Origin of the sequence: Streptomyces sp. WAC04114 (assembly GCF_019733245.1) — a bacterium.
GTDB lineage: Bacteria > Actinomycetota > Actinomycetes > Streptomycetales > Streptomycetaceae > Streptomyces > Streptomyces massasporeus_A.
On record NZ_JAIGQA010000110.1, the window covers coordinates 14,666 to 27,731 of the forward strand.

13 protein-coding genes are annotated in these 13,066 nt (G+C 73.1%); 2 read left to right on the top strand and 11 right to left on the bottom strand.

Going from position 1 to position 13,066, the window contains the following annotated elements; genetic code table 11:
- Nucleotides 1–3 precede the first annotated feature (3 nt).
- The 5 genes from K4G64_RS25225 to K4G64_RS25245 all read right to left on the bottom strand — a co-directional run bounded on the left by K4G64_RS25225 (nucleotide 4) and on the right by K4G64_RS25245 (nucleotide 4,318).
- Nucleotides 4–402 (bottom strand): ectoine synthase, encoded by a 399-nt coding sequence (locus K4G64_RS25225; protein ID WP_003989364.1) that lies wholly within the window; start codon nucleotides 400–402, stop codon nucleotides 4–6.
- A gap of 39 nt (nucleotides 403–441) precedes the next feature.
- Nucleotides 442–1,713: a diaminobutyrate--2-oxoglutarate transaminase gene (gene ectB, locus K4G64_RS25230; RefSeq protein WP_221758288.1), complete on the bottom strand. Its 1,272-nt coding sequence runs from the start codon at nucleotides 1,711–1,713 to the stop codon at nucleotides 442–444.
- 61 nt (nucleotides 1,714–1,774) lie between these two features.
- A complete protein-coding gene (ectA, locus tag K4G64_RS25235) occupies nucleotides 1,775–2,281 on the bottom strand; it encodes a diaminobutyrate acetyltransferase (RefSeq protein ID WP_221758289.1) in 507 nt (168 codons plus the stop codon).
- 339 nt (nucleotides 2,282–2,620) lie between these two features.
- Entirely contained in the window at nucleotides 2,621–3,160 is a 540-nt protein-coding gene (locus tag K4G64_RS25240) for a DinB family protein (RefSeq protein WP_221758290.1), read from the bottom strand.
- 57 nt (nucleotides 3,161–3,217) lie between these two features.
- Entirely contained in the window at nucleotides 3,218–4,318 is a 1,101-nt protein-coding gene (locus K4G64_RS25245; protein WP_221758291.1) for an aminotransferase class V-fold PLP-dependent enzyme, read from the bottom strand.
- Nucleotides 4,319–4,452: 134 nt separating this feature from the next.
- Here K4G64_RS25245 and K4G64_RS25250 point away from each other — a divergent pair, with 134 nt between their 5' ends.
- Both K4G64_RS25250 and K4G64_RS25255 read left to right on the top strand, forming a co-directional pair.
- Complete coding sequence (locus tag K4G64_RS25250) at nucleotides 4,453–5,544, top strand: amidohydrolase family protein (protein ID WP_221758292.1); 1,092 nt, start codon at nucleotides 4,453–4,455, stop codon at nucleotides 5,542–5,544.
- Between the two features lie 161 nt (nucleotides 5,545–5,705).
- Entirely contained in the window at nucleotides 5,706–6,647 is a 942-nt protein-coding gene (locus K4G64_RS25255; RefSeq protein ID WP_308122484.1) for an SCO1860 family LAETG-anchored protein, read from the top strand.
- An 88-nt stretch (nucleotides 6,648–6,735) separates the two neighbouring features.
- On the opposite strand, the gene cobC is transcribed toward K4G64_RS25255, so the two are convergent.
- Genes cobC through cobM form a run of 6 tightly spaced genes read right to left on the bottom strand, consistent with a single transcriptional unit; the run spans nucleotide 6,736 to nucleotide 13,035 of the window.
- Entirely contained in the window at nucleotides 6,736–7,791 is a 1,056-nt protein-coding gene (gene cobC / locus K4G64_RS25260) for an Rv2231c family pyridoxal phosphate-dependent protein CobC (RefSeq protein ID WP_221758294.1), read from the bottom strand.
- A complete protein-coding gene (locus tag K4G64_RS25265) occupies nucleotides 7,781–8,713 on the bottom strand; it encodes a sirohydrochlorin chelatase (RefSeq protein WP_221758295.1) in 933 nt (310 codons plus the stop codon). Before K4G64_RS25265 ends, cobC begins: the two co-directional genes overlap by 11 nt.
- Entirely contained in the window at nucleotides 8,710–9,297 is a 588-nt protein-coding gene (locus K4G64_RS25270) for a precorrin-8X methylmutase (RefSeq protein ID WP_221758296.1), read from the bottom strand. Before K4G64_RS25270 ends, K4G64_RS25265 begins: the two co-directional genes overlap by 4 nt.
- On the bottom strand, nucleotides 9,294–10,985 hold the full coding sequence (gene cobJ, locus K4G64_RS25275; protein WP_221758297.1) for a precorrin-3B C(17)-methyltransferase: 1,692 nt from the start codon (nucleotides 10,983–10,985) through the stop codon (nucleotides 9,294–9,296). Before cobJ ends, K4G64_RS25270 begins: the two co-directional genes overlap by 4 nt.
- On the bottom strand, nucleotides 10,982–12,220 hold the full coding sequence (cbiE, locus tag K4G64_RS25280; RefSeq protein ID WP_221758298.1) for a precorrin-6y C5,15-methyltransferase (decarboxylating) subunit CbiE: 1,239 nt from the start codon (nucleotides 12,218–12,220) through the stop codon (nucleotides 10,982–10,984). The genes cobJ and cbiE overlap by 4 nt, the downstream gene beginning before the upstream one ends.
- On the bottom strand, nucleotides 12,217–13,035 hold the full coding sequence (gene cobM, locus K4G64_RS25285) for a precorrin-4 C(11)-methyltransferase (protein ID WP_221758299.1): 819 nt from the start codon (nucleotides 13,033–13,035) through the stop codon (nucleotides 12,217–12,219). The genes cbiE and cobM overlap by 4 nt, the downstream gene beginning before the upstream one ends.
- Nucleotides 13,036–13,066 lie beyond the last annotated feature (31 nt).

The following is a 13,066-nucleotide window of genomic DNA, read 5'->3' on the forward strand; positions in this document are numbered from 1 at the left end:
ACGTCACACCTCCTCGGTGAGCAGCGGGTAGACGCCGTTCTCGTCGTGGTCCTCCCGTCCGGTCACGGGCGGGTTGAACACGCAGAGGCAGCGGAAGTCCTGCTTGACCCGCAGCGTGTGCCTCTCGTGCCCGTCCAGGAGGTACATGGTGCCGGGCGTGATGGTGTGCGTCAGCCCGGTCTCGTGGTCGGTCAGCTCGGCCTCGCCCTCCGTGCAGACGACGGCCTCGATGTGGTTCGCGTACCACATCGACGTCTCCGTACCCGCGTAGAGGACCGTCTCGTGCAGGGAGAAGCCGACCTTCTCCTTGGCGAGGACGATGCGCTTGCTCTCCCACGTACCGGACGCCGCCTTCACGTGCCGGTCGGTACCTTCGATCTCCTTGAACGAACGGACAATCACGGTGCTGCGATGCCTCCTAGTTGGGTGGTGCTCGGTTGGTCAGGCGGTCTCTCGGACGGCGCGGGCCAGCACGCTCAGGCCCTCGTCCAGCTCCTCGGGCGTGATGGTGAGGGCCGGGAGCATCTTCACGACCTCGCTCTCCGGGCCGGACGTCTCGATGAGCAGTCCGAGCTCGAAGGCGCGCTTGGCGACCTTGCCCGCGCGGGCCTTGTCGTGGAACTCCAGGCCCCACACCAGGCCGCGGCCCCGGTACTCCTTCACGTCGGCCAGGTTCTCCTCGGTGATGGAGATCAGCGCCTGCTCGACCTGCTCGCCGCGCTTGCGGGTCTGCTTCTCCATCGCGGAACCGTCGGCCCAGTAGGTCTCCAGGGTCGCGGTGGCCGTGACGAACGCGGGGTTGTTGCCGCGAAAGGTGCCGTTGTGCTCGCCGGGCTCCCAGATGTCCAGCTCGGGCTTGAACAGGCACAGCGACATGGGCAGGCCGTAACCGCTGATCGACTTCGAGACGGTGACGATGTCCGGCGTGATGCCCGCCTCCTCGAAGGAGAAGAACGCGCCGGTACGGCCGCAGCCCATCTGGATGTCGTCGACGATCAGCAGCATGTCCTGCCGCTCGCACAGCTCGGACAGGGCGCGCAGCCACTCGGGCCGGGCCACGTTGATGCCGCCCTCGCCCTGCACGGTCTCGACGATCACCGCGGCCGGCTTGTTGAGGCCGGAGCCCTGGTCCTCCAGCAGCCGCTCGAACCACAGGAAGTCCTCGACCGTGCCGTCGAAGTAGTTGTCGAACGGCATCGGGGTGCCGTGCACCAGCGGGATACCGGCGCCGGCCCGCTTGAAGGCGTTGCCGGTGACGGCCAGCGAGCCCAGCGACATGCCGTGGAAGGCGTTGGTGAACGACACGATCGACTCGCGCCCCTTCACCTTGCGCGCCAGCTTCAGCGCGGCCTCCACGGCGTTGGTGCCGGTCGGGCCCGGGAACATGACCTTGTACGGCAGGTCGCGCGGGCGCAGCAGCAGGTTCTGGAAGGCCTCCAGGAACGTGCGCTTGGCGGTGGTCGACATGTCGAGCCCGTGCGTGACGCCGTCCCGCTCCAGGTAGTCGATCAGCGCGCGTTTCAGGACCGGGTTGTTGTGCCCGTAGTTCAGTGACCCCGCTCCGGCGAAGAAGTCGAGGTACTCATGGCCGTCCTCGTCGTACATGCGGCTTCCCACCGCACGGTCGAAGACGGTGGGCCAGCCGCGGCAGTAGCTGCGTACCTCGGACTCGACGGTCTCGAAGACACTCAGGTCGGGCTGGGTGATGGTCACGAAGAATCGCTCCTCGGTGCGTGGGGGAAGTCTGGGGGAGTCGGGCGGGACGTCGGAGAAGTCAGTGGGGCAGGGGGCCGATGCGGTACAGCACCTCTGCGTCGTGCGGCCCGTCGGGGAACAGGCCCGTGTCGAACAGCACCTCGCGCTCCAGCCGGGCGCCGTGACGCTCGGCGAACGACGTGAACAGGCGCTCCGAGGCGGTGTTGCCCGGGGTGATGGTGGTCTCCACCGTCGTCACCCCCAGCTCGGCCGTGGTCCGTGCGACCAGGCCGTCGAGCAGCGCGGCGGCCAGCCCGCGCCCGCGGTGGGCCTCGTCCACCGCCACCTGCCAGACCAGCAGGGTGCGCGGGCTGTCCGGCCGCACGTACCCGGTGATGAAGCCCATCGGCTCGCCCTGCTCGTCGCGGGCGACGGCCGAGGTGGCGGCGAAGTCACGGCACCACAGCAGATAGCTGTAGGACGAGTTCAGGTCGAGAACCTTCGAGTCCTTCGCCATCCGCCAGAGTGCGGCTCCGTCAGCCACCGTGGGGCGGTCGATTTGCGGATCTGCTTGTACGGCAGTCATGCGAATTGAACTTACCCAGGTAAATTCAAAATTGCATCGCCGATCGGGGTTACATATGGAAGCCGTCTGTGTTATCGCGCGAGCGCGAGGGCTCACGCGATAAGGCGGCCGTATGCCCGATATTGTCACGGAAATACCGGGCATATTGGTCACGGTGTGTAACGCGTCACAGCCGTGTAGGCCCCACGGGAACCGCCGGTATTTCCCCTCCGAGCATCCTCAAAATCTGCGCGTTTAGGACCGGGAAAAGCGGGCAGAAGAATAGGGGTAACTGTTCTTGAAAGAATTCTTAATTGTGTGCCAGCTTACATGTGGGCCAGTGCGGAAAACACGGTTAATTCAAGCCCCGGTCACTCCGTCGATACGTTCGCGCAGGAGATCGGCGTGACCGTTGTGCCGTGCGTACTCCTCGATCATGTGGATGAAGACCCAGCGCAGACTGACCTCCATGCCCGGCACCGGCCCCTCGGCGACCCGCCCGACGTGCTCCAGCGGCAGCCCGGCGCACAGCTCACGCCCGCGCGTGATCTCCCGCCGCCAGATCCCGAGCGCCTCGTCGAGCCCACGCGCCGGATCCAGCGCGTAGCCCGTCGCGTCCTCGAACAGGGGCGGTACGGCGAGCCCGCCGGCCACCCGCTGGAACCAGTTCCGCTCGACCTCGGCGAGGTGCTGCACCAGCCCGAGCAAGGTCAGCGACGACGGCTCGGCCGCCGCGATCCGCACCTGTGCGTCGTCCAGCCCGGCGCACTTCAGCTCCAGCGTGGCCCGGTGGAAGTCCAGCCAGCTCTCCAGCATGGCGCGCTCGTCACCCGTGAAACGGGGGACGGGGCGGCCGTCGGGCAGGACGGGGGCGGTGTCGGCAGGTGTGTCGGCGGTCATACGGGGAGCATGGCACGGGGCACTGACAACGGTGTCCCGGTACGCGGCAGCCGACGGCTACCGCCACGCCCCCTCGACGGCCCGCAGCGCCGCTTCCACGTCCACCGGCAGCCCCTGCTCGGAGAGCGCCACCCCCAGCGCGGCCAGACTCGCCCGCACCGCACCCGGCGTCGCGTCCGCGCCGTAGTGGTTGACCCGGATCATCTCCTTGGCCAGCGGGCCGCCGCCCGCGGCCAGCGGCACCGCCGGGTCCGCCTCCAGCGCCCGCCGGACCAGCTCCGACGCCACCGACCCGGCCGGCGCCCGCAGCGTCGTGGCGACGGGCGCCGCGTCCCGCGCCTCGTACACGTACGGCTCCAGCCCGCCACCGAGCGCGACCGCCCCGGCCCGGGTCGCCGCCGCGGCGGACGCGTGCCGGGCCATCACCGCGTCGAGACCCGCCGCCTCGATCCGCTCCACGCAGGCCTCGAGGGCCAGCATCTCCAGCTGCGCGGGAGCGTGCAGCAGCGCCTTGCGGCCACCGTCGATCCACCGCTCCTTCCAGTCGAGGAGCGACAGGTACGAGCGTCGCGGCGCCTTCGGGTTGGCCGCCATCCGCGCCCACGCCCGCTCGCTCACCGACACCGCCGACACCCCGGCCGGACCGCCCATCGCCTTCTGCGCGCCGATCACGCACAGGTCCACGCCCCACGCGTCCGGCAGCACCGGCTCGGCCCCGATCGACGCCACCGCGTCCAGGTAGAACAGCGCCCCGTGCGCCCGCACGACCTCGCCGACCTCCGCGACCGGGTTGGTGTTGCCGGTCGCCGCCTCCGCGTGCACCAGCGACACGAAGTCGATCTCCGGGTGCTCGGCGAAGGCCTGCCGGATCTCCTCGGCCGTCACCGCCGTGTGGAAGGGCACCGCCAGGTCGATCACCGTGGCGCCGCAGTCCCGCAGCCAGTCGCCGAAGGTCTGCCCGTAGGGCCCCGTGACGACGTTCAGCGCCGTCGTGCCCGGACCGGCCGCGGCACGGATCGCGCCCTCCAGCGGCAGCAGCGCCTCGCCCTGCATGATCATGACGTCCTGCTCGGTGCTCAGCAACCGCGCCACGCGGTCCTCGATCGCGGCGAAGCGGTCCGCGCCGAGCGGCGCCAGGTCCAGAAACGGATGCGTCACGGCAAAGCTCTCTTCACTCACAGCAGGTTCGATCGCCTCGAGGGTAACCGGCGGCCCTCGGCCCCCCGCGCGCCGAGTCCCGCGCACCCCGGCCCCCTTCGAGTCCCGGCGGCCCGCTCACTAAGGTGCGGTGCATGAGCGATCGCACGGTGCTGCACGTGAAGGGACGGGTGCTCGTCGGGCCCGAGGACGTCCGGGACGAGCTGTGGGTGGTCGACGGCCGCATCTCCTACGACCGTCCCGCCGGCGCCCGCGACATCCGCACGGTCGTCGGCTGGGCCCTGCCCGGCCTCGTCGACGCGCACTGCCACGTCGGACTCGACCGGCACGGCCCGGTCCCCGAGGACGTCGCCGAGAAGCAGGCCCTGACCGACCGGGACGCGGGCACGCTGCTCATCCGCGACGCCGGCTCGCCGTCCGACACCCGCTGGATCGACGACCGCGAGGACCTGCCGAAGATCATCCGCGCCGGTCGGCACATCGCCCGCACCCGCCGCTACATCCGCAACTACGCCTGGGAGATCGAGCCGGAGGACCTGGTCGCCTACGTCGCCCAGGAGGCGAAGCGCGGCGACGGCTGGGTCAAGCTGGTCGGCGACTGGATCGACCGCGACCTCGGCGACCTGTCGGCCTGCTGGCCCCGCGAGGCCGTCGAAGCGGCGATCGCCGAGGCCCACCGCCTCGGTGCGCGGGTGACCGCGCACTGCTTCTCCGAGGACTCCCTGCGCGACCTCGTCGAGGCGGGCATCGACTGCATCGAACACGCGACGGGCCTGACCGAAGACCTCGTCCCGCTGTTCGCCGAACGCGGCGTCGCCATCGTCCCCACCCTGGTCAACATCGCCACCTTCCCGCAGCTCGCCGAGGGCGGCGAGGCCCGGTTCCCGCGCTGGTCGGCCCACATGCGCCGGCTGCACGAACGCCGCTACGACACCGTCCGGGGCGCCTACGACGCCGGGATCCCCGTCTTCGTCGGCACCGACGCCGGCGGCAGCCTCGCCCACGGTCTGGCCGCGGCCGAGGTCGGCGAGCTCGTCACCGCCGGCATCCCGCCCGTCGAGGCCCTCGCCGCGGGCACCTGGACCGCCCGCGCCTGGCTCGGCCGCCCCGGCCTGGACGAGGGCGCCCCGGCCGACCTCGTCGTCTACGACGAGGACCCGCGGGCCGACGTACGGGTCCTGGCCTCGCCGCGCAGGGTGGTGCTGAACGGACGCGTGGTCGGCTAGCCGCAGGCGGACAAGGGGGAACGCCCGCGTCGTGCCGGGCGGTCAATGACTTTCACGGTCTTGCCACCTTGGAGTGAAGAGGCGTCAGGTCGCTAACGATGTGGGCGCCGCGAGACGAAGTGTTTCAAAGACCCGAGCCTGTCTCTCCTGGAGCCTCCACCGTGAACAGCACTTTCCTCCGTGGGCCCGCACGCCGTCTGGCGACCGTCGCGACGGTCATGGCCCTCGCCGCCGGGCCCGTGACACTGACCGGCGTGAGCCCGGCGTACGCCGCGGACCCCGGCCGCGCGAGCGCGGTCACCCTGCGCACCGACTTGGACACCTCCCTGCTGAACGAGTCGGTGAACGTCCCGCTCAACGTCTCCCTCAACGACGTTCAGGCTCCGGAGAGCGCCGAGGAGACCACGCTGACGGCCCGCCTGGACGCGGTGAACGGCGGTCGGCCCTTCACCGTGCTGAGCGCCGAGGTGGCTCAGGCGAAAGCCACGACGACCGCCACGAAGGCCGAGGCGGCGGCCACCCTGGTCCATGGCCGCCTTCACGTCCCCGGTCTGTCACAGCCGACGGTGATCGAGGTCGAGCAGGTCGCGTCGAAGGCCACCTGTGAGGTCGGGAAGGAGCCGGTCGCCACTACCGAAATGCCCGGCTGGGTGACCGTCCTCGGCGAGCGCGTGAACCTCACTGCCAAGGGTGAGGCGGACGTCACGGTGCCGGACGTGGGCGAGGTGCACCTGGAACTGTCGAGCACCCGCACGACGGCCCGTTCGGCCGCCGCCACCGCCCTCGAACTCAAGGTGTCGGTCGACCCGTTGAAGCTGAACGTCGCCGAGGTCGACGGCACGCTCACCCTGGCCGAGGCGACCTGCATGACGCCCGCGCCCGCGGCCCAGCCCTCGCCCGAAGCGTCCGCCCCGTCGGCCGCCGTCCAGCCCCGGGCCGAAGCGCCCGCCCAGCCGGCCGGCGCCAAGCCGCAGGGAGCACCCGCCGGGGAGAGCCTGGCCGAGACCGGCGGTGACTCGACGACGCCGTACCTCGTGGCCGGCGGGATCGCGCTGCTCGTGGCAGGCGCAGGAGCGGTGATGCGGGCCCGCCGCCGGAGCTGATCCGGCAGCGGGGGGGGGCGGCGAGAGCATTCGAGGAGGCGGGGCTCGGGCTTCAGGGACTGCTCCGGTGCCCACCGAAGCCCGGGCCTCAGTGCCGCAGCGCCCGCTCGAGTGCCGCCAGGAATTTGTTGGTTGTCCTCCGGTCCCGCACCGCCAGCCGCAGCCATTCCTCGTCCAAGCCGGGAAACGTGTCCCCGCGGCGCACGGCGTAGCCGAGGTCGCGCAGGCGCCGGCGGACGGCGGACGCCTCCGGCAGGCGGAGCAGGACGAACGGGCCCTGTGCGGGCCCGGCCACCCGCAGCCCGGCCGGGGTGAAACGGGCGAGGCCGGCCAGCAGATGGGCGCGGTCCGCGGCGATGCGGTGCGCCGCGTGAGCCGCCTCCGCCACCGCACGCGGCCCCACACACGCCTCGGCCGCGGCCAGCGCCGGAGTCGACACCGGCCACAGCGGCTGCGCCCGCTCGAGGTCCTCGATCGTCTCCGGCGCCGCGAGCACGTAGCCGATCCGCAGACCGGCCAGCCCCCACGTCTTGGTCAGGCTGCGCAGCACCACGAGGCCCGGCACGTCCACGCGGCCCGCCAGGGCCTCGCTCTCGCCCGGCACCGCGTCCATGAACGCCTCGTCCACCACCAGCACCCGCCCGGGCCGGGCGAGTGAGGCGATCGCGTCCGCCGGGTGCAGCACCGACGTCGGGTTCGTCGGGTTGCCGATCACCACGAAGTCCGCGTCCTCGGGGACGGCCGCCGGGTCCAGCCGGAAACCGTCCTCCTCCCGCAGCAGCACCCGGCCGACGTCGTGCCCGGCGTCCCGCAGCGCCGCCTCCGGCTCCGTGAACTGGGGGTGGACGACGACCGGCCGCCGCATCTTCAGCGCCCGCGCCAGCAGCACGAACGCCTCCGCCGCCCCCGCCGTCAGCAGCACCCGCTCCACCGGCAGCCCGTGCCGCCCGGCCACCGCCGCCCGCGCCGCCCGGCCGTCCGGGTAGGCCGCGAGCCCCCCGAGCGACGCGGCGATGTGCTCCCGCAGCCAGACCGGCGGCGTGTCCGCACGGACGTTCACGGCCAGGTCGACGAGCGAACCGCCGTCGTCGCGGACCTCCGCGTCCCCGTGGTGACGCAGATCGTGCCCGCTCTCAGTGCGCATGCGAGTGAGCACCGTGATGGTGTCCGTGCCCGTGTCCGTGCCCGTGGTGGTCGTCGTCGTCCGGGTGGAAGTGCGGCTGCTGCGGCATGCCCACCTTGTCCTCGAAGCCCGGCAGCGCGATGCGGTAGACGCAGGAGTCGCAGTTCATCCGCAGATCGCCCTTGACGGCCTCCTCGTACCGCTCCCACACCAGGTCCAGCAGCTCCGGCTCCGGCCCGATGACGTCGGCCGACAGCACCTCGGCCTCCGGGTGCGCGGCCGCCCAGCCCTCCGTCTGGTGCCGCACCCGGTCCGGCAGGATGCCCGTGAACAGGAAGTAGGGCAGGACCACGATCCGGCGCGCGCCCAGCCGCACACAGCGGTCCAGCCCGCTCGGCACGTCCGGAGCGGCCAGTGACACGAACGCCGTCTCGACGCCCGCGTAGCCGCGTCCCTCCCACAGCAGCCGGGCCGCCTTGTGCACCTCGGCGTTGGCGTCCGGGTCCGTGGAGCCGCGCCCGACCAGCAGCACCGTCACATCGGAACGGTCCCCGGGCGAGCGGTCCGACGAGCCCAGTGCCTCGTCCAGCCGCCGCTCCAGCACGTTCAGCAGCGCCGGGTGCGGGCCGAGCGGACGCCCGTAGGTGTACGAGATGCCCGGGTGCCGCTCCTTCTCGCGGGCCAGGGCCGCCGGGATGTCGCCCTTGGCGTGCCCGGCGGACACCAGCATCAGCGGGACGGCGGCGAAACGCCGCACACCCTGCTCGACCAGCTCGGTGACGGCCTCGCCCAGCGGCGGCGGGGACAGCTCGATGAAGCCGCCCGCGACGGGCAGTTCGGGGTGCCGGGTCCCCAGCTGCCGTACGAAGTCGCGGAACGCCTCGGCTCCGGCGTCGTCCCGGGTGCCGTGGCCGGCGATGAGCAGGGCGGGCGGGGTGGTCACAGTTTCTCCTCGGCGGAAGTGGGGTGGTACAGCAGGGCGTTGAGCGCGGCGGCGGCGACCGCCGACCCGCCCTTCTCGGACACGTTGCTCACGGCGGGCAGGCCGCTCTCGCGCAGCGCGGCCTTCGATTCGACGGCTCCGACGAAACCGACCGGCAGCCCGACGACGAGCGCGGGGTCGGCGTCGAGCGTCAGCAGCTCCTCCAGCGCGGTCGGCGCGTTGCCGATCACCCAGAGGGCGCCGGGGCCGACCTGTTCGTAGGCGAGCCGGATGGCGTGCGCGGACCGGGTCAGACCGGGACCGGACTCGGCGTCCTTCAGACGGCAGACGGTCTCGCGCCGGGTGATGCCGGCGCCGACCATCTCCACGTCCACGACCACGGGCGCCCCGGCGTGCAGCGCCGCATGCGCCTTCTCCAGGTCGGCCTCGTCCAGGACGAGGTCGCCGGCGTAGTCGAGGTCGGCGGCGGAGTGGATGACCCGCTCCACGACCGCCCGGGTCAGCGGCGGGAAGTGCGAGGTGTCCAGCCGGGCCCGCAGCCGCCGGTAGGACTCCACCTCGATCGGATGGACGACGCGGTTCACTCGGCCCCCTCCTGCGCTGCCTGCCAGCGGTAGCCGCGCGGCGTCACCATGCGCCCCGCGATGTCCCGGGTTGCCGTGTTGCCCACGGTCACGACCGTCATCATGTCGACCGTGGCCGGGTCGAGGGAGCCCAGGGTGGTGAGCCGGCTGGTCTCGTCCGGCCGCGAGGCGTTGCGCACGACACCGACCGGCGTCTGAGGTGTCCGGTGCTCGGCGAGGATGCCCAGCGCCTTGGGGAGCTGCCAGTCACGGCCGCGTGAACGGGGGTTGTAGAAGGTGACCACGATGTCCGCCTCGGCCGCCGCCCGGACCCGCCGCTCGATGACCTCCCACGGCGTGTGCAGGTCGGACAGGCTGATCGACACGTGGTCGTGGCCCAGCGGGGCGCCCAGGATCGCACCGGCCGCGAGCGCCGCCGTCACCCCGGGCACACCGACCACGTCGATGTCGTCGGAGGCCTCGGCCAGGGCGGGGGAGGCCATGGCGTAGACGCCTGCGTCACCGCTGCCGATCAGCGCGACGGCCTGCCCCTTGCGGGCCTCCTCGACCGCCGTGCGTGCCCGCTCCTCCTCGGCGCCGAGCCCCGACTCCAGGATCCGGGTGCCGGGCCGCAGCAGATCACGGATCTGGTCGACGTACTGGTCGAGCCCCACGAGCACGGAAGCGCGCCGCAGTTCGGCCTTCGCGCGGGGCGTCAGCAGGTCCCGCGCGCCGGGCCCGAGCCCGACCACCGCGAGCCGCCCGCGCCCCGGCCGCCGTACGACGGCGCAGGTCGCCATCGCCGGGCTCGCGGCCGACTTCCGCTTGGGGACGAGGAGTTCGCCCCCGCCGACGAGCGCGGCGGCCTCCGCCACGGACGGGGTGCCGACGGCCGCGAGCGGCGCGTCGGACGGATTGGGCACGTCGACCCCGGCCAGCTCCTCGGCGGAGTACGTCACGAGCGGCACCCCGAGCCGCCGCGCGGCCTCGACGATGCCGGCCTCCTCGGCCTTGGCGTCGACGGTGGCGAGTTCGGCGACGGACGCCACCGACAGCCCGGCCTCCCGCAGGGCCTCCTCGACCAGCCCGAGGACCTCCTCCACGGGGGCGCCATTCGACGCCCCGACCCCGACGACCAGGGTCGGCGGACGCAGCACGGCCTCGCGCCCGGCCGCCGTCACGAGCCGGTCGGTGAGCCGGATCGTGTACGCCCCCTCGTCCGTCACCGGCAGCGGCGGCAACGGCCAGGCCACCTCGGCCCGCAACGCCACGGCCTCGCCGTCCAGCAGTGCCCGCGACACCCCGGCGACATCGCCCTCCACGGGCAGGCCGAGGGCGTCCAGGCCGGCCAGGTCCACGGCGTCCGTGGCCGTCGTCACCACCGGCTCGGCACCCAGCAGGTCACCCACCTCGCGGGCCAGTTCGTTGCCGCCGCCCGCGTGCCCGCCCAGCAGGGACACGGCGAACCGCCCGCCCTCGTCGACGCACACCACGCCCGGGTCCTCGGTCTTGCCGGACAGCAGCGGTGCCACCAGCCGCACCACCGCGCCCGTCGCCAGGAAGCAGACGAGCTGCTCGCACTGTGCGAACGCGGTCCGTACGGCGTCCCCGACGGGACCCTCGTACACCCGGGTGCGGTCCGGCCACGCGGCGGCCAGCCGGTCCCGGGCAGCCGCTCCCGCCGCGGTGGCGGAAATGAGGCCGATCACTGGGCGACTCCTTCTTCGACAGCTGCCGGGGGCCGGACGCCCCACAGCAGGAAAACGGGGTTGGTCGCCGCGAGCCGGGTCACGTCCCCGGGCAGCGGCGCGAGCCGCGACGACTGCAGGAGCACGCCGTCGCAGGTGAGACCGGCGCTCGTCAGGGCCTCGCGCGCGGCCGGCACCCGGTCGAGCGCCGCCATGGCGACGACCACCGTGCGCCGGGCACGCCGCGCGCACGCGGCGACGATCGCGGGCAGTTCGCGCCCGCCGCCCCCCACGAACACGGCATCCGGGGTCTCGGCGAGCTCCGCCAGCGCCTCCGGCGCGGCGCCCCGCACCACCCGCACGTCCACGCCGTGCGCGGCGGCGTTGGCGCGCACGCGCTCCACGCCGTCCGCGGTCTTCTCCACGGCGGTCACGGCCGCACCGAGCCGCGCGCACTCCACGGCCACGGACCCCGAGCCCGCGCCCACGTCCCACACCAGGTCGCCCGGGCGCGGCCCCAGCCGCGCGAGGGCCAGCGCCCGCACCTCGAACTTGGTGATCATCGAGTCCCGGTGGGCGAACTCCGTCTCCTCCAGGGCCCAGCCGGCGGGCCGCTCCCCGGGCCCCGCGACCGTCCGCACCGGGCCGAGCGCCCGCGCCTCGTCCAGGCACAGCACCACGTTCACCGCCGTGCCCCAGTCCCGGGCTGCCGCCTCGGCGGGCGTCACCCGCTCCACGCGCTCCGCGTCCGAGCCGAGCCCGGACGCGACGACCAGCACCCGCGCCGCGTTCCGCAACGCGGCACCCAGCTCCGCCGGACCCGCGCCCGGACCGGTCAGCACGGCCGTCTTCGGCTGCGCCCGGCACACGTTGACGGCCGTCCGCAGCTCCCGCCCGTGGGCGCTCACCACCACGGCGTCGTCCCACGGCAGCCCGATCCGCGCGAACGCGGCCGCGACCGACGACACCCCGGGCCGCACATCCAGCCGCTCCGGCCCGAACCGCTCGGCCAGCACCCGCACGATCCCGAAGAACCCGGGGTCGCCGGAGGCCAGCACGACGACGGGACGGTCCTTCTCGACGTACGCGCCGACGGTGTCGAGAGCCGGCCCGAGAGGCCCGAGCACGACCCGCTCGGCCGTCTCCGGCAGCCGGACGGCGTCGAGATGCCGCCGCCCGCCCACCACCAGCCCGGCACCGGCGAGGACGTCGTCGGAAGGCGCCGCCCCCGTCCCCGTGCCGACCACCGTGATCACGTACTCGCCCCCCGCTCGCGCAGCGCCCGCCGAGCCTCCGGGTCGGCCTTGCGGTACCCGTGGAAGTGCCCCGGGTGGTACAGGTGCGAGCGGGTGCCGCTCGCGTCGAGCGCCGGGCCGACCAGGAACAGGGTGTGCTTCCAGAGCTTGTGCTCCTTGACCGTCTCCTCCAGCGTGCCGATCGTGCACTTCACGACCAGCTCCTCCGGCCAGGTCGCCTGGTAGGCCACCACGACCGGGGTCGTCGTCGGGTAGCCGCCCTCCAGCAGCTCCCGAACGAGCTGCCCGCTGCGGGCGGCGGAGAGGAACACCGCCATGGTGGTGCCGTGCTTGGCGAACTCCCGGACCTCCTCGCCGGGCGGCATGGGCGTCTTGCCGCCGCCGAGCCGGGTCAGCACGACCGACTGCGCGACCTCCGGGATGGTCAGCTCGCGCTGGGCGAGCGCCGCGACGGCCGAGAAGGACGACACCCCGGGCACGATCTCGGTCGCGATGCCGAGCCCGGCACAACGATCGACCTGCTCCTGCGTGCCGCCCCACAGGGCCGGGTCGCCGGAGTGGATACGGGCGACCTTCAGCCCTTCGGCGCGGGCCCGCTCGTACACGGCGACGACGTCCTCCAGGGACATGGTCGCCGAGTCGAGGATCTCCGCGTCCTCGCGGGCGTGTTCGAGGACCTCCTCCTGGACCAGGCTGGCCGCCCAGATCACGACGTCGGCCTCGGCGATGGCGCGCGCGGCGCGGAACGTCAGCAGGTCGGCGGCGCCGGGGCCGGCGCCGACGAAGGTCACTTTGCCGGCGGGGGCGTCGGCCATGGGATGGGTCCTCTCGTACAGGGGGTGAAGG

Bases quoted from the DNA above. Each gene is read 5' to 3' on its own strand.
- cobM (WP_221758299.1), bottom strand. From the start codon at position 13,035: ATGGCCGACGCCCCCGCCGGCAAAGTGACCTTCGTCGGCGCCGGCCCC.
- cobC (WP_221758294.1), bottom strand. From the start codon at position 7,791: ATGCGCACTGAGAGCGGGCACGATCTGCGTCACCACGGGGACGCGGAG.
- K4G64_RS25250 (WP_221758292.1), top strand. From the start codon at position 4,453: ATGAGCGATCGCACGGTGCTGCACGTGAAGGGACGGGTGCTCGTCGGG.
- K4G64_RS25240 (WP_221758290.1), bottom strand. From the start codon at position 3,160: ATGACCGCCGACACACCTGCCGACACCGCCCCCGTCCTGCCCGACGGC.
- ectA (WP_221758289.1), bottom strand. From the start codon at position 2,281: ATGACTGCCGTACAAGCAGATCCGCAAATCGACCGCCCCACGGTGGCT.